The sequence below is a fragment of the Bacillus sp. ISL-75 genome, assembly GCF_018613095.1.
The window spans coordinates 109,295-123,377 of sequence record NZ_JAGGQX010000030.1; the positions used below are offsets into that span (position 1 = coordinate 109,295).

Genomic DNA, 14,083 nt, shown 5'->3' on the forward strand with positions numbered 1-14,083 from the left:
TTAAGTAAGTGTGTCAAAAAGGAGGACGATAATGAGCATTGAAATTCATAAAGAACGGAGAAGAATAGCATACCGTTTATGTGGCTGTTTCACACCTTTAGAAGTAATCGCCTACGTTACAAAATTACCGCTTCCCGATGTTATAGAAATAGACAATAAACGAACCTCATATTACAACCAGTTAATTAAACAGAGAATGAATTTTGTTACAGACGTAGATAAGTTATTTGCGAAACTTGAACTGGATGACATTGAAAAGGAGGACGGTAATGAACAGGGACAGAATTGAAGGTTTTTATATTAAATTGCGAAAACACTTGGAGAACGAGAATGGACGATAAAGAACTAAAATGGTTGCAAGAAACGACAAAAATGTTAAATGACGAAAAGATTCGCAAAGAGTATGAAGAAATGGTTAAGAATAGACCTGAAATCGCCAAGCATTTTGCCAGCATTATTAATCAAAGGCGTGATCATAAATGACGGACGAAGAATTTTCCATATTTGAAAAGGTGATGCGGGAAATACACAAACATTGGCGTTGGAGCTATATAAGGACAGAAAGTGAAATAAGCGATTATCGTAGAGGTTACGAACAAGTAAAATTAACTCAATTACCGCCAGAGGAACAGCGTTACCAGCGTGAATTAAAAAAGTTTATCGAAGGGTTAAATGGAATGTCTTCAACAACCTATTTAGTAGCTCGTCTAAGTGTTATTCGTAATATCGAAAGTTTACTAAAAACCGAGACTGATGAAAAAGCCATAAAAACCATTCAAAAAATATTGGATGAATTTTACCGCCTGGTAAAAGATGCGGAAGTATCTGCTGAATTGATGGAACAAGCAAGAATAAGAGCCTGTTTACCGCCATTTAGAAAAGGTGATAACGAATGACTGATAAAAGGAAAGTAGACATCACTAAACATCCGTTTTATATAAAGGATCCAGTCGCAAGGCAACGAGCACTCGACCAAGCTGTCGAAAGGGCAAAGGAGATTCTGTTCCCATCGGAGCCGCCGAAAGAAATCAAGTTCAAACGTGAAACACGGTTAGTATGTAACAGCGTGAAGGAGTTCAATAAATTCTATAAAGAATGGAAGAAAGAACAAAAGGTAAAGAAATGAGCGAACCTTATACTTATCGACTTAAATTAAGAACAGGTGATAAGGTTATTTTCACTGCTGATATTACAGCCGATGAAGTACGCTCACTGCCTCAATTTGCGAATCAAGCCGAGTTCTTTAAGTTTTTCACGGAAAGAACAAATGAAAGTGATTTACCGTTCATAATTATCAGAATCATTAAACCACCGCTGTTAGAGGAGGACGAGGAATGAAAGAACCTAAAAAAGTCATCGTAGTTTGGGTAACGGATTATGGTGATCATTTCGTGGAAGGGAAAGTATTTGACGATAAAGATGAAGTTCAAGCATATAATGACGAAATGTTCGCTTCCAAATCCCCGTTTATAGCAGGGGCAGAAATGGAAGAACTCGAATATTTTCCAAAAACTAAAGCCAAGGACATTGTTAATCAAATCGAGTCAATGGACAATGGAGAAAGGATTAGTACATTAAAACTATTACACGAAACTTATTTTTATAGCAGAGATTTCCCTTCCGATATAGAGGAAGATCCGCAGCGTTATACGTTGGAGGAAGTGAAGGAACGGTTTTATCCGAACAATTACAAACCTATTAAACTCACGGGAAAAGACGCTTAAGATATATTAGACGAGCTAAACGGTAAAGTGGATTTAGAAGAAGAGAAAAAACGGATTAAGTTTCTCGATGATTGCAAAAAGTTGTATGAGAAACATGAAGGCAAACGACTGACAGGACAAATTGTTCCCGAATATTACCTAGACAGTGATGAAGAAATACGTAAAATGGCAGAGGAAGCCGCAAATGAAGATTTCATAATACCTCAAGCTCGTGAAAAATACATTGAACACTTCATTAAAGGCTATAAAGAATCGCAAGAAAAAACATATAAACGATTAATAGAATTGGAGAATAGCAATGAGTGACAGCCTTATTAATCGAATCGAAAAACTGGTTATCGAAGAAATGATAAGAATATGTGGCGATATTGAAGGCATTAATTGGGATGAAGTTCGCCTTAAAAATGATACCGACATTAATTGGTATAAGCCTGAGAAGATGTTTACTTTTACGTAGATAATGAATACCCAAATGAATATAAGTTTTGCCATGATTATAAGCTAAATCAGAGACTGCTCTTAATTGAAATAAGGGCCGAAAGCCAGTGGATTATAGAGAAATCAAAATATGGGGAACTTGGGAGGGTGACGATGTTTAGAAATGGACAAAGTAACCGATTGGGCATTTCTTCTATTTAACGAAACTACAGATGACGAGGTAAAGGAAACGGCAATTAAGCTACTTGTGGGAGACTTATCGCTAAAAGAATTAATAAAGATGGATAATATGAAGGTTCACTTTATAGCTGTAAAGAAAAAACGGAGAAAAGGATGTATAAAATCAAAAGAACTTAATCAGTTTATCGAGGATCACTTATTACTAGGAGATTGAAGGATAACAGCCAGGTTATATACACTGGCTGTTTTATTGTTCCAAATAAGTGTGGTCCGCCACTCTACTTACTCGCCATCAATTCTTTAAAGTTATTAAACAATTTTATTCCATCTGTTCATTAATTAACAAATTAGAACCATTTAACAATTGTAAGTCTCACATTTATTTTTATACTTATAGTTGAAGATTAAAAATATTTGGAAAGTAGGAGTGTAAATGGAATATACAAAACTCGGAAATACGGGAATGGATGTTTCAAGACTCTGCCTTGGCTGTATGAGCTTTGGTGAGGTACAGCCAGGAGGTCATCAATGGGTACTTAATGAGGAGAGCAGCCGTCCTATTATTAAAAAAGCCCTTGAGCATGGCATTAATTTTTTTGATACAGCCAATATTTATGCAGGTGGAACAAGTGAAGAGATTGTTGGACGGGCATTAAACGATTATGCCAATCGGGATGAAATTGTGCTCGCTTCAAAAGTTTGGGGAAGAATGCACCAAGGTCCCAATGGTGCTGGGCTTTCCCGAAAGGCCATTCTGAGTGAAATTGATAAGAGCCTTAAGAGACTGGGAACAGACTATGTAGACCTCTATATCATCCACCGCTGGGATTACCATACACCTATTGAAGAAACAATGGAAGCATTGCATGATGTGGTGAAAGCTGGAAAGGCAAGATACATAGGTACTTCTGCTATGTACGCATGGCAGTTCCAAAAGGCTTTACATGTAGCAGACAAAAATGGGTGGACCCGATTTGTATCTATGCAAAATCATCTCAATCTCATATACCGTGAAGAGGAAAGGGAGATGTTGCCTCTTTGTAAGGAAGAAAAAATTGGAGTGACTCCATATAGCCCACTCGCTTCAGGAAGATTGACACGTGATTGGTCGGAAAAGACTCATCGTTCAGAAACAGACAAGATTCTAAAATCCAAATATGAACCATCTGCGGATTTAGATCGATTAGTCGTAGACCGAGTTGCATCAATCGCAGAGAAACATGGTGTTCCTCGCCTTCATGTCGCACTTGCATGGTTGCTGCAGAAAGAACCAGTAACAGCTCCTATTATCGGTGCTACGAAAATTTCTCAGCTTGATGATGCGGTAGGTGCTCTATCACTCAAGTTAACGCCTGAAGAAGTTGCTTTTCTAGAAGAGCCGTATGTACCTCACTCAATAGTAGGTCATAATTAATTTTGGTTTAGTGTTTGAAAAATAGGTTTTTAAAAGCGATCACCTTGGAAAACTTAAATGTCTTTGAGTTTGAATTGAGCCATCAGAATATGGGTATAATTGCTAATTTAGTAACCAAAGTGAGGTTGTTTTTTTTCACAAAACGACCCTCAAATTTTGGGAAATGGATTGGTACATGTAAACTTGATCATTAATGTCAATCGATTTGATATGTAAAAATAATGTTTATTTATATACTTAAAATCAAAGATTAAATATGTTACATCTTTTGGAAAGTGAGGACTATCACATGGAATATACGAAACTTGGAAATACAGGATTGGATGTATCTAGACTTTGCCTTGGCTGTATGGGTTTTGGAGAAAAGGAACGTTGGATGCATCCGTGGGTAATTGATGAAGAGAACAGTCGTACAGTTATTAAAAAAGCTCTTGAGTTAGGTATCAATTTTTTTGATACTGCTAACACTTACTCGGATGGAACGAGTGAAGAATTTCTCGGACGTGCCCTTAAAGATTTTGCAAATCGAGATGAAATTGTCATAGCAACTAAGGTTTATTTTCCATTGGGCAAAGACTTAAACAGCAAAGGCCCGAACAGTATAGGATTATCCCGAAAACATATTATGAGAGAAATTGATAAGAGTCTGAAACGTCTTGGGACTGATTATGTGGATCTGTATCAGATTCATCGCTGGGATTACAACACACCAATCGAAGAAACGATGGAAGCTCTCCATGACCTAGTGAAGGCTGGCAAGGTAAGATACATCGGTGCTTCTGCGATGTATGCATGGCAGTTTTTGAAGGCGAACCATGTGGCTGAGAAAAATGGTTGGACTAGATTTGTATCGATGCAAAATCACCTTAACCTCATATACCGTGAGGAGGAACGGGAGATGCTGCCATTATGTAAGGAAGAAAAAATCGGCGTAATTCCTTACAGCCCTCTTGCTTCAGGTAGATTAACCCGTGATTGGTCGGAAGACACTCTTCGTTCTGAAACAGACGCAACCCAAAGATCTAAATACGGTGCAACTGAAAATAATGACCGTTTAGTCGTGGAACGAGTTGCGGAATTGGCGGAAAAACATGGTGTGCCAAGATCCCAAATCGCACTTGCCTGGTTATTGCAGAAAGAACCAGTAACAGCTCCAATTATTGGTGCAACCAAAATTTCTCATCTTGAAGATTCCGTGGGGGCTCTATCGGTTAAGTTAACCAATGAAGAAGTTGCGTATTTAGAAGAGCCTTATGTTCCACATCCTGTGGTTGGTGCTCTGGGTTCTAAGTAATATTGTTTCAGCAATAGCTTTTTAATAGCGATAACCCTGACTTCCTTAAATAATGCTGGAGGTCGGGGTTTTTTTGCCATTGGTTAATTTTTATATCGGAATGGCTGTTTTGTTTAAAAATTTCTTTTAAGTTTATGAACAATTTATTTTGATTTGTCTATTAATGCACGAAACTTGATTATTTGGCAATTGTAGTTATCTTTTTTTTATTCTATATTATGTACAGATGTCTATTAATACCTCGTTGTCAATTTTTGAGGTTTAGCTAAACCATAAAGTAAGAGGTATAAAAAAATTAGGGAGATGTTTTATGACTAAATCAAATAACTTGCTTATACTTATATTGGTCATAGGGGTTTTTGGTATCTTAAGTACCGAAATGGGGTTTGTTGGTATATTACCTGTAATTGCTGACACCTTTCATATCAGTGTGTCTAAAGCAGGATTGCTTGTAAGTCTTTTTGCACTTGTTGTTGCAATATCTGGTCCCACGATGCCGTTAATGTTTTCTGGTATAAACCGCAAAAAAGTCATGTTACTTGTACTTGGCATTTTCATTTTAGGAAATATTGTCTCAATGCTTACATCAAACTTTACGATTTTATTAATCTCCCGTGTCATTCCTGCTTTTTTTCACCCAATTTATATCTCTTTAGCTTTGACAGTGGCCGCTACATCAGGTACCCCAGAAGAAGCAAGAAAATCTATATCTAAAATAATGATGGCAGTTTCTGCTGGTATGATCCTTGGTGTACCGATTGTTACTTTTATAGCGAATGTAGCTTCATTAGAAATGGCGATGTCATTCTTTGCTATCGTTAATGCCATTGCATTCATAGTTACCTTGCTTTTTGTACCATCTATGCCCGTAGAGCATAGAATCTCTTACGGAGCACAAGTAAGTGTATTAAAAAAACCTATTATTTGGTTATCAATTGCTACTGTCATTTTTATTAATTCAGCAGTTTCTGGGGTTTATAGTTACGTTGCTGAGTATCTTGAAAATTTCGCTCATATATCTGGGAAAACCTTGAGTTTGGTATTATTCCTTTTTGGTATAACCAGTCTTGTTGGAAACATCGTGGCGGGGAGGTTACTTGCTAAAAACACTCTTAAAACTGTAGTAACTTTCCCAATCGTATTAGGATTAGTTTACATTTTAGCATTCTTAATGACTAATTTCATTGGACCCATAGCTATAATATTTGTTTTGATTTGGGGAGTATTATTTGCTATAGGAAATAATATTAGTCAATATTGGATTGCGTCTGCAGCTCCTGAAGCTCCTGATTTCGCAAATGGATTGTTTCTAACTTGCGGTAACTTAGGAATAACAATTGGTACTGCAGTAAGTGGGTTAATTATATCAGGAATGGGTGTACAGTACGTATTATTAGTGGGATCGCTATTTTTGTTATTAGGCTTATCATCTATTATACTAAGAACCTACATGAATAGCCCTATAAAACAACTTTCTAAATAAGGAATTAAATAAGCTGTCAATAGGCAGCTTATTATTTTAGAATGGGTGGATAATTAACAATTTAAGTCTATTGGAAATGCACAAAATACGTTCATTTAGTTGTTAATGGCATTTTTTATGGCTAAGTAATAGTGTTTGAACTATGTTTCTTTTGAAAGCAAAACCCTGATTTCCTAACTAAAGTAGGAGATTAGGGTTTTTTATGTTATTGGATTTTTTAAACTATACAATTCTCTCTATTAAAATGCCCACCTGTTCCGCCATTATTTGAGGCGTATAAGGCATTCCATTAATAAACCACCATTCCACTAATTCCACATAAGCACCTGCAATAAATCGAAGAACTATCTCTTCATTTATACCGTGATTTTTTCCTTCTGTTACATTTACTTCTCCCTTTAAACCTTCGATAACAAACTCAAGGAACTGCCTACGGAAAGAAGGGGCTCCTTTACTGGCTAACATTGTTGAAAAGAATAAATAATGATTTTCAAAGTATTCAAACCAGATTAGATTCCCATCGATAAAATCCATATCAGATGCGGATTCGGCCAAATCCTTTAGTTCGTTGATATGTTCTTCAATTAGTTTATCCAGCAAATCAAATTTATCCAGGTAATGAAGGTAGATGGTTCTTCGACTGACATTTGCTCTGTCGGAAATTTCTTGTATGGTAATCTGATCAAAATTTTTTTCAGACATCAGTTCAATAACAGCTTTTTTTATCGCTTCTTGAGATTTGAGTATTCTCCTATCCACCTTAGACATTAGGTAGTCACCAAACTTTCTAAAAGATTATGAACAATTTTAATCGATTTGTGCATTATTTCACGAATCAAGGTTAATTGACAATTGTAGGCATTCTGTTTCTGTTTATAATTATATACAGATGTCACATAATTCATCAATGTGAATTATTAATGACATCAAGATAGAAGAATAAGAAAACAATTTTCTGTTCTAAACTAGCTCGCTAGAAATCACAGGAACAGAAATTAAAAATAAGGAGGAAATTCCATGTCATTAGAAATTTTACAAGCAAAATCAGAATTAAAAGAATTAGTTGATACATTCTCAAATTTGGCCGATGAAAAAAACATTCCAGGTCAAATGCCTTTATTTACACCTGATACCAAAGTTCAAGTGTACATGGGTGATAATTTATTGTTTGATATTTCAGGAACGAAACAACTGGAAGAAGTATTCACAAGTTTCACAGCTAATGTTAAACGTTCATTTCATATGAACGGACAACAAGTTGTCAAAATTGATGGCGATACTGCAACAGGTATTGCCTACTGCCAAGTTAAATTAGTGAGCGAAGAAGATGGGAAAAAAGTCATCACCGATAGCAGTATTCGATATGACGATGAGTATGTGCGTCAAAACGGAACTTGGTTAATCAAGACCCGTATTTCTCACTTTTCGATTAATGACAAACGAACATTACAAAGCTAATTTGATTTTTCTATCCACCTTAGACATGCGGTAGTCATTCTAAAAGATTATGAACAATTTTAAATGATTTGTGCATTATTTCACGGATCAAGGTTAATTGACAATTGTAGACATTTTGATTCTGTTTATAATTATTTACAGATGTCACATAATTTATCAATGTGAATTATTAATGACATCAAGATAGAGGAATAAGAAAACAATTTTCTGTTCTAAACTAGCTCGCTAGAAATCACAGGAACAGAAATTAAAAATAAGGAGGAAATTCCATGTCATTAGAAATTTTACAAGCAAAATCAGAATTAAAAGAATTAGTTGATACATTCTCAAATTTGGCCGATGAAAAAAACATTCCAGGTCAAATGCCTTTATTTACACCTGATACCAAAGTTCAAGTGTACATGGGTGATAATTTATTGTTTGATATTTCAGGAACAAAACAACTGGAAGAAGTATTCACAAGTTTCACAGCTAATGTTAAACGTTCATTTCATATGAACGGACAACAGGTTGTCAAAATTGATGGCGATACTGCCACAGGTATTGCCTACTGCCAAGTTAAATTAGTTAGCGAAGAAGATGGGAAAGAAGTCATCACCGATAGTAGTATTCGATATGACGATGAGTATGTGCGTCAAAACGGAACTTGGTTAATCAAGACCCGTATTTCTCACTTTTCGATTAATGACAAACGAACATTACAAAGCTAATTTGATTTTTCTATTCACCTTAGACATGCGGTAGTCACCAAACATTCTAAAAGATAATGAACAATTTTAATCGATTTGTGCATTATTTCACGAATCAAGGTTAATTGACAATTGTAGACATTTTGTTTCTGTTTATAATTATTTACAGATGTCACATAATTTATCAATGTGAATTATTAATGGCATCAAGATAGAGGAATAAGAAAACAATTTTCTGTTCTAAACAGCTCGCTAGAAATCACAGGAACAGAAATTAAAAATAAGGAGGAAATTCCATGTCATTAGAAATTTTACAAGCAAAATCAGAATTAAAAGAATTAGTTGATACATTCTCAAATTTGGCCGATGAAAAAAACATCCCAGGTCAAATGCCTTTATTTACACCTGATACCAAAGTTCAAGTGTATATGGGTGATAATTTATTGTTTGATATTTCAGGAACAAAACAACTGGAAGAAGTATTCACAAGTTTCACAGCTAATGTTAAACGTTCATTTCATATGAACGGACAACAAGTTGTCAAAATTGATGGCGATACTGCCACAGGTATTGCCTACTGCCAAGTTAAATTAGTGAGCGAAGAAGATGGGAAAGAAGTCATCACCGATAGCAGTATTCGATATGACGATGAGTATGTGCGTCAAAACGGAACTTGGTTAATCAAGACCCGTATTTCTCACTTTTCGATTAATGACAAACGAACATTACAAAGCTAATTGCTTATAACTTGGAGATTAAAAAGCACATACCATAGTTATTTACCTTATTAATAAATCGAAACTAAATAATACGTGGAGGAAAGGGAGGAACAATTAAATGGAATATGTGAAACTTGGAAATACGGGCTTGGATGTATCTCGGATTTGTCTTGGCTGTATGAGCTTTGGTATAGGAGAACGGGGAGCTTTTCCTTGGGCACTTAATGAGGAGCAAAGTCGTCCTATGATTAAAAAAGCCCTTGAGTTAGGGATCAATTTTTTTGATACAGCGAATGTTTATTCAGCTGGAACGAGCGAAGAAATTACTGGAAAAATATTAAATGAATATGCCAATCGGGATGAAATTGTCATCACTTCAAAGGTTTTTTACCCAGTGAATGATCGTCCAAATGGTGCTGGTCTTTCCCGCAAGCATATTATGAGTGAAATTGATAAAACTCTTAAAAGACTGGGAACTGATTATGTAGATCTTTATCAAATCCACCGCTGGGATTACAATACCCCGATTGAAGAGACCATGGAGGCATTGCATGATGTGGTGAAAGCTGGTAAGGCGAGGTATATAGGAGCATCTACTATATTTGCTTGGCAGTTCTTAAAAGCACAGAATGTCTCTGAGCGTAACGGATGGACCAAGTTTGTAACCATGCAAAACCATTACAACCTCTTATACCGTGAAGAGGAGAGAGAGATGCTGCCACTCTGTAAGGAAGATAAAATCGGTGTGATGCCATGGAGCCCGTTGGCTGCAGGAAGATTGGCAAGGCCTTGGGGTGAAATGGACGAGCGTGCTAAAGTAGATGTCATCGGAAAAGCTATTTATTCTGTAACAGCAGAGGCTGACCGACAAGTTGTTGAACGTCTAACTGAAATAGCTGAAAAACGTGGTGTACCTATGTCACAAATCGCACTTGCATGGTTACTTCAGAAGGAACCAGTAACAGCTCCAATTGTCGGTACGACTGAAATTTCCCATATTGAAGATGCGGTAGCAGCTGTTTCTCTTAAATTAACACCTGAAGAAATTATGATGCTTGAAGAGCCATATGTTCCACATCCAGTGCTAGGTATGACTTTCTAATTGTATTACCACCATAGATCAATATTCTTTAATCAGAGGATTAGAAGGCTGTTTATACTAAAAATATTGGATAACGAGACTTGGTTGAACAGAAGGAATCTCTAAGAACGCCCTAGTCCTAATACTAGGGAGTTCTTAATAATAATGCGAATGTAAAAATCAACTTTAGAATGTATGAAAGGAAGTTTAAATATGACGAATGTTTTAATCATTGGAGCAAACGGGTCACTTGCTCGTGTAGCTATTGATATGTTCCTTAATGAAGCCGATGCAAAGTTGACGCTTTATTTACGGAACTCACGCAGACTAAGAAACATTGATACAAATCGTGTCCGAGTAATTGAAGGCGATGTTATGGACCTTGAAAAACTAAAAGAGGCGATGATTGGACAGGATGTTGTCTATGCCAATCTTGCAGGTAATCTGGAACAAATGGCAAAAACAATTGTGGATGCAATGGACGATACAGGTGTTAAACGTCTCATTTGGGTTAGTTCAATGGGCATATATAATGAAGTCCCAGGAGAAAGTCATGGTAGCATCTTAAATCCATATCGAAAATCAGCTGCGGTCATTGAAGCCTCAGACCTTGACTATACGATTTTGAGACCTGGATGGTTTACCAATAGGGATGAAATTGACTATGAGACAACTCAAAAAGGCGAACCATTCAAAGGGCATGATGTATCACGAAAAAGTATTGCAGATTTGATTGTTAAATTGGCTGTAACGCCAGGATTGGAAGTTCGTAGCAGCTTGGGTGTAAATAAACCTGAATAAGCATAGTCAAGACACTTATTTCTCACTTTACGATTAATTATAAACGAACATCACAAAGCTAAGTTGTTTAAAGATTAAGGATTAATGTTTGGTTGCTGTACCAACAGCACCTGAAAATGACTGGGAATAGTAAAATACTATCCAGTCATTTTTTCTGGAAATAGCTGAGCAAAATATTGTTTTAAGTTTTTTTAAAAGATAGATAGATTCAATAAAGGAAAAGGAGAACAGAAAAAAATATGGGTAATACTTGGAAAATTTATATGTTAGCCTTCATTGGATTCTTCGTCGGTACGAACGAGTTCGTTATTGCGGGGATCCTTAATAAAGTGGCTGACTCAGCACATATATCGGTTTCAGCAGCAGGACAACTTATAACAGTTTTCTCCATTGCTTATGCGTTTGGACCAACATTGGTGATAATGGCATTGTCGAAAATGGATAAGCGTAAGTTATTAATGATTTCTTTAGCGATCCTTGTACTAGGAAGTATTATGACAGCTGCACTTCCTAGTTTCATCTTCTTAATAGTATCACGTGTTGTACTTGCCGTAGGAACTGGCATATTTGTCATCACCGCCATGGATGTTGCACCAAAACTAGCATCTCCCAACCGTCAAGGTAGTGCGATAGCTACTGTCTTTGCGGGTTTTAGTACTTCGCTTATCATTGGTATTCCAATTGGTCGAATTGTGGCTCAAGCATACGATTGGAGAGTTATTTTTTGGGGAATTGCTTTATTAAGTTTATTGGCGATCTTTGCTATTGCACGTTGGATTCCAACCACAGAAGCAGCAAAGCCTATCCCATTTAGAATGCAAATGGGACTTTTAAAAAGACCAGTCATTGCGTTAACTATCGGAGTTACCTTATTTGGATTTATTAGTTATTCGGTATTCAATACATTTATGACCCCATTTCTTTCTTCAGTTTTGCATATGGGAGAAGGAGAAATCAGCATTATTTTCTTTGCGTTAGGTGTTGCTAGCTTAGTTGGATCAAAACTTGGGGGATTCCTGGCAGATCGAATTGGCATCGATCGTACACTCTTTGGCAGCCTTTCTGTCCAATTTTTAGTCCTAACAGTTTTGTCTATCGTTTTGATGGCGTTTGCTCATTCTGTAATTATCTCCATCGTGTTAATTATGATTTGGTCAATCGCTGTATGGACATTTTCGACTACCCAGAATTTCAAAATAGTCACAATTGGACAGGAAGCATCTGGTATCTTGCTAAGTCTAAACATGACTATTATTCAGATTGGAATTGCGGCGGGAGCTGGTATTGGAGGGGTTGCAACAGGAAGTACAATGCAACCAATCACTTGGGTAGGGGCTGTATCAGCCTTAATCGCACTCATTATTTCAGTTGGTTCTTTAGGATTTAGCAACACCTCCCGTAAAAGTGTTGAAGTGAAGTTATAAAAATACATTAAAAAGTGCTTGACGTATCACGAAAAAGTATTGCAGATTTGATTGTTAAATTGGCTGTAACGCTAGGATTAGAAGTTCGTAGCAGCTTGGGTGTGAACAAGCCCGAATAAGAATCGTAATAAGATTTTGTAAATTATGTTAATAAGAAAGGATTGTGTCTTCATTTATGTGCAATAATCATACAACTAATGTTTTAAGTGTTCCAAGTGCAAAAGCACGATTTGAAAAGACTACTATTGAGCGGAGAGAATTACGACCAGATGACATCTTAATTGATATTAAGTATTGCGGTATTTGCCACTCTGATATTCACTTTGCTTATAACGAGTGGGGAACTGGGATCTTTCCGATGGTTCCTGGTCACGAAATTGCAGGGGTCGTGGCAGCAGTAGGATCAGAAGTAAAAAATTTTGCTGTTGGTGATCACGTTGGCGTTGGTTGCTTTGTTAACTCCTGCGGAGAATGCGAATACTGCCTAAGTGGCGAGGAGCAATTTTGTAAAAAAGGCGTTGTCATGGTATTTAATTCGTTAGACTACGATGGTCAACTAACATACGGTGGATATAGCCAAAAAATCGTTGTAAAGGAAAAGTTCGTTATCCGTATTCCAGATGCGATGGAACTTGATGTTGCAGGCCCGTTATTGTGTGCAGGCATCACCACATACTCTCCTTTAAAACATTGGAACGTTGGACCAGGTAAGAAGGTTGCCATTGTGGGAATGGGAGGTCTTGGACACCTTGCGGTCCAATTTGCTCATGCAATGGGTGCTGAAGTAACTGCCTTAAGTCAGACGATGAATAAGAAAGAGGAAGCCCTTGGTTTTGGTGCAGATCATTATTTTGCAACTAATGACCCAGCTACATTCACTGAGTTATCTGGTCGGTTTGACCTTATCTTAAATACAGTTTCAGCAAATCTTGACGTTGATGCTTATTTATCATTGCTTAAAGTAGATGGAACACTCGTTAACGTAGGTGCACCAGCAGAGCCTGAAAAATACCATGTGTTTTCTTTAATCATGGGTCGCCGTAGCATGGCTGGTTCAAATGTTGGTGGGATTCGGGAAACACAAGAGATGATTGAATTTGCAGCTCAAAACGGCATTGCCCCTAAAATAGAGGTAATTCGTGCTGACCAAGTAAACGAAGCATATGAGCGTGTTCTCCGTAGTGATGTACGTTATCGATTCGTTATAGACATGTCTACTCTGTAACTTTTAACGATTGTTTTTTTACCATTAACAGATGAAGATGGGTCAACCAATTAATTCTATTGGTTGACCCTATTATTGTCGTACGTTTTTCAATTTCCTCAAATCTACCCCAAGACACGTCTATCTATAAATTAAGTTATATTCAAACAAAGG

The 14,083-nt window shown here is 36.7% G+C and carries 20 protein-coding genes; 19 read left to right on the forward strand and 1 reads right to left on the reverse strand.

The window, feature by feature from the left end:
- The first annotated feature begins 31 nt into the window (after positions 1-31).
- The 12 genes from J7E63_RS14240 to J7E63_RS14295 all read left to right on the forward strand — a co-directional run bounded on the left by J7E63_RS14240 (position 32) and on the right by J7E63_RS14295 (position 6,533).
- The gene (locus tag J7E63_RS14240) at positions 32-289 is read left to right on the forward strand and encodes a hypothetical protein (RefSeq protein WP_214999105.1); all 258 of its coding nucleotides are present in this window, start codon (positions 32-34) and stop codon (positions 287-289) included.
- A 41-nt stretch (positions 290-330) separates the two neighbouring features.
- Positions 331-483 carry a hypothetical protein gene (locus J7E63_RS14245; RefSeq protein ID WP_215013335.1) on the forward strand — a complete coding sequence of 51 codons (153 nt, stop codon included), beginning with the start codon at positions 331-333 and terminating at the stop codon, positions 481-483.
- Entirely contained in the window at positions 480-896 is a 417-nt protein-coding gene (locus tag J7E63_RS14250; RefSeq protein WP_215013336.1) for a hypothetical protein, read from the forward strand. The genes J7E63_RS14245 and J7E63_RS14250 overlap by 4 nt, the downstream gene beginning before the upstream one ends.
- Positions 893-1,126, forward strand: a complete 234-nt coding sequence (locus J7E63_RS14255; protein WP_215013338.1) for a hypothetical protein — start codon at positions 893-895, stop codon at positions 1,124-1,126. Before J7E63_RS14250 ends, J7E63_RS14255 begins: the two co-directional genes overlap by 4 nt.
- Positions 1,123-1,338, forward strand: coding sequence for a hypothetical protein (locus J7E63_RS14260; protein ID WP_215013340.1), 216 nt, complete (start codon positions 1,123-1,125; stop codon positions 1,336-1,338). Before J7E63_RS14255 ends, J7E63_RS14260 begins: the two co-directional genes overlap by 4 nt.
- The gene (locus J7E63_RS14265; protein ID WP_215013342.1) at positions 1,335-1,724 is read left to right on the forward strand and encodes a hypothetical protein; all 390 of its coding nucleotides are present in this window, start codon (positions 1,335-1,337) and stop codon (positions 1,722-1,724) included. The genes J7E63_RS14260 and J7E63_RS14265 overlap by 4 nt, the downstream gene beginning before the upstream one ends.
- A gap of 27 nt (positions 1,725-1,751) precedes the next feature.
- Positions 1,752-2,030 carry a hypothetical protein gene (locus tag J7E63_RS14270; protein ID WP_215013344.1) on the forward strand — a complete coding sequence of 93 codons (279 nt, stop codon included), beginning with the start codon at positions 1,752-1,754 and terminating at the stop codon, positions 2,028-2,030.
- Positions 2,023-2,181 carry a glycogen/starch/alpha-glucan phosphorylase gene (locus J7E63_RS14275; protein ID WP_215013345.1) on the forward strand — a complete coding sequence of 53 codons (159 nt, stop codon included), beginning with the start codon at positions 2,023-2,025 and terminating at the stop codon, positions 2,179-2,181. Before J7E63_RS14270 ends, J7E63_RS14275 begins: the two co-directional genes overlap by 8 nt.
- A gap of 144 nt (positions 2,182-2,325) precedes the next feature.
- Entirely contained in the window at positions 2,326-2,556 is a 231-nt protein-coding gene (locus tag J7E63_RS14280; RefSeq protein ID WP_215013347.1) for a hypothetical protein, read from the forward strand.
- A 219-nt stretch (positions 2,557-2,775) separates the two neighbouring features.
- Positions 2,776-3,756, forward strand: a complete 981-nt coding sequence (locus tag J7E63_RS14285; RefSeq protein WP_215013349.1) for an aldo/keto reductase — start codon at positions 2,776-2,778, stop codon at positions 3,754-3,756.
- Positions 3,757-4,045: 289 nt separating this feature from the next.
- On the forward strand, positions 4,046-5,050 hold the full coding sequence (locus J7E63_RS14290) for an aldo/keto reductase (protein ID WP_214999123.1): 1,005 nt from the start codon (positions 4,046-4,048) through the stop codon (positions 5,048-5,050).
- Between the two features lie 310 nt (positions 5,051-5,360).
- Positions 5,361-6,533, forward strand: a complete 1,173-nt coding sequence (locus J7E63_RS14295; protein ID WP_214999125.1) for an MFS transporter — start codon at positions 5,361-5,363, stop codon at positions 6,531-6,533.
- A gap of 222 nt (positions 6,534-6,755) precedes the next feature.
- Here J7E63_RS14295 and J7E63_RS14300 read toward each other — a convergent pair whose 3' ends face one another.
- Positions 6,756-7,301 carry a TetR/AcrR family transcriptional regulator gene (locus J7E63_RS14300; RefSeq protein ID WP_214999127.1) on the reverse strand — a complete coding sequence of 182 codons (546 nt, stop codon included), beginning with the start codon at positions 7,299-7,301 and terminating at the stop codon, positions 6,756-6,758.
- 249 nt (positions 7,302-7,550) lie between these two features.
- Here J7E63_RS14300 and J7E63_RS14305 point away from each other — a divergent pair, with 249 nt between their 5' ends.
- From J7E63_RS14305 to J7E63_RS14335, 7 genes are all read left to right on the forward strand, one after another.
- Positions 7,551-7,991, forward strand: coding sequence for a nuclear transport factor 2 family protein (locus tag J7E63_RS14305; RefSeq protein WP_215013351.1), 441 nt, complete (start codon positions 7,551-7,553; stop codon positions 7,989-7,991).
- A gap of 269 nt (positions 7,992-8,260) precedes the next feature.
- Entirely contained in the window at positions 8,261-8,701 is a 441-nt protein-coding gene (locus tag J7E63_RS14310) for a nuclear transport factor 2 family protein (protein ID WP_088087117.1), read from the forward strand.
- A 275-nt stretch (positions 8,702-8,976) separates the two neighbouring features.
- A complete protein-coding gene (locus tag J7E63_RS14315) occupies positions 8,977-9,417 on the forward strand; it encodes a nuclear transport factor 2 family protein (protein ID WP_088087117.1) in 441 nt (146 codons plus the stop codon).
- A gap of 100 nt (positions 9,418-9,517) precedes the next feature.
- Positions 9,518-10,501 carry an aldo/keto reductase gene (locus J7E63_RS14320; protein WP_215013353.1) on the forward strand — a complete coding sequence of 328 codons (984 nt, stop codon included), beginning with the start codon at positions 9,518-9,520 and terminating at the stop codon, positions 10,499-10,501.
- Positions 10,502-10,693: 192 nt separating this feature from the next.
- Positions 10,694-11,281, forward strand: a complete 588-nt coding sequence (locus tag J7E63_RS14325) for an SDR family oxidoreductase (protein WP_215013355.1) — start codon at positions 10,694-10,696, stop codon at positions 11,279-11,281.
- 239 nt (positions 11,282-11,520) lie between these two features.
- Positions 11,521-12,705 (forward strand): MFS transporter, encoded by a 1,185-nt coding sequence (locus tag J7E63_RS14330; protein ID WP_215013357.1) that lies wholly within the window; start codon positions 11,521-11,523, stop codon positions 12,703-12,705.
- Between the two features lie 175 nt (positions 12,706-12,880).
- The gene (locus J7E63_RS14335) at positions 12,881-13,930 is read left to right on the forward strand and encodes an NAD(P)-dependent alcohol dehydrogenase (RefSeq protein ID WP_215013359.1); all 1,050 of its coding nucleotides are present in this window, start codon (positions 12,881-12,883) and stop codon (positions 13,928-13,930) included.
- Positions 13,931-14,083: the final 153 nt, after the last annotated feature.

What these genes read in the sequence shown, in the direction of transcription:
- J7E63_RS14300 (WP_214999127.1), bottom strand. Translation starts at nt 7,301, where the DNA reads ATGTCTAAGGTGGATAGGAGAATACTCAAATCTCAAGAAGCGATAAAA.
- J7E63_RS14260 (WP_215013340.1), top strand. Translation starts at nt 1,123, where the DNA reads ATGAGCGAACCTTATACTTATCGACTTAAATTAAGAACAGGTGATAAG.
- J7E63_RS14335 (WP_215013359.1), top strand. Translation starts at nt 12,881, where the DNA reads ATGTGCAATAATCATACAACTAATGTTTTAAGTGTTCCAAGTGCAAAA.
- J7E63_RS14330 (WP_215013357.1), top strand. Translation starts at nt 11,521, where the DNA reads ATGGGTAATACTTGGAAAATTTATATGTTAGCCTTCATTGGATTCTTC.
- J7E63_RS14245 (WP_215013335.1), top strand. Translation starts at nt 331, where the DNA reads ATGGACGATAAAGAACTAAAATGGTTGCAAGAAACGACAAAAATGTTA.
- J7E63_RS14295 (WP_214999125.1), top strand. Translation starts at nt 5,361, where the DNA reads ATGACTAAATCAAATAACTTGCTTATACTTATATTGGTCATAGGGGTT.
- J7E63_RS14275 (WP_215013345.1), top strand. Translation starts at nt 2,023, where the DNA reads ATGAGTGACAGCCTTATTAATCGAATCGAAAAACTGGTTATCGAAGAA.
- J7E63_RS14240 (WP_214999105.1), top strand. Translation starts at nt 32, where the DNA reads ATGAGCATTGAAATTCATAAAGAACGGAGAAGAATAGCATACCGTTTA.
- J7E63_RS14325 (WP_215013355.1), top strand. Translation starts at nt 10,694, where the DNA reads ATGACGAATGTTTTAATCATTGGAGCAAACGGGTCACTTGCTCGTGTA.
- J7E63_RS14285 (WP_215013349.1), top strand. Translation starts at nt 2,776, where the DNA reads ATGGAATATACAAAACTCGGAAATACGGGAATGGATGTTTCAAGACTC.
- J7E63_RS14315 (WP_088087117.1), top strand. Translation starts at nt 8,977, where the DNA reads ATGTCATTAGAAATTTTACAAGCAAAATCAGAATTAAAAGAATTAGTT.
- J7E63_RS14250 (WP_215013336.1), top strand. Translation starts at nt 480, where the DNA reads ATGACGGACGAAGAATTTTCCATATTTGAAAAGGTGATGCGGGAAATA.
- J7E63_RS14265 (WP_215013342.1), top strand. Translation starts at nt 1,335, where the DNA reads ATGAAAGAACCTAAAAAAGTCATCGTAGTTTGGGTAACGGATTATGGT.
- J7E63_RS14320 (WP_215013353.1), top strand. Translation starts at nt 9,518, where the DNA reads ATGGAATATGTGAAACTTGGAAATACGGGCTTGGATGTATCTCGGATT.
- J7E63_RS14290 (WP_214999123.1), top strand. Translation starts at nt 4,046, where the DNA reads ATGGAATATACGAAACTTGGAAATACAGGATTGGATGTATCTAGACTT.
- J7E63_RS14310 (WP_088087117.1), top strand. Translation starts at nt 8,261, where the DNA reads ATGTCATTAGAAATTTTACAAGCAAAATCAGAATTAAAAGAATTAGTT.
- J7E63_RS14280 (WP_215013347.1), top strand. Translation starts at nt 2,326, where the DNA reads ATGGACAAAGTAACCGATTGGGCATTTCTTCTATTTAACGAAACTACA.
- J7E63_RS14255 (WP_215013338.1), top strand. Translation starts at nt 893, where the DNA reads ATGACTGATAAAAGGAAAGTAGACATCACTAAACATCCGTTTTATATA.
- J7E63_RS14305 (WP_215013351.1), top strand. Translation starts at nt 7,551, where the DNA reads ATGTCATTAGAAATTTTACAAGCAAAATCAGAATTAAAAGAATTAGTT.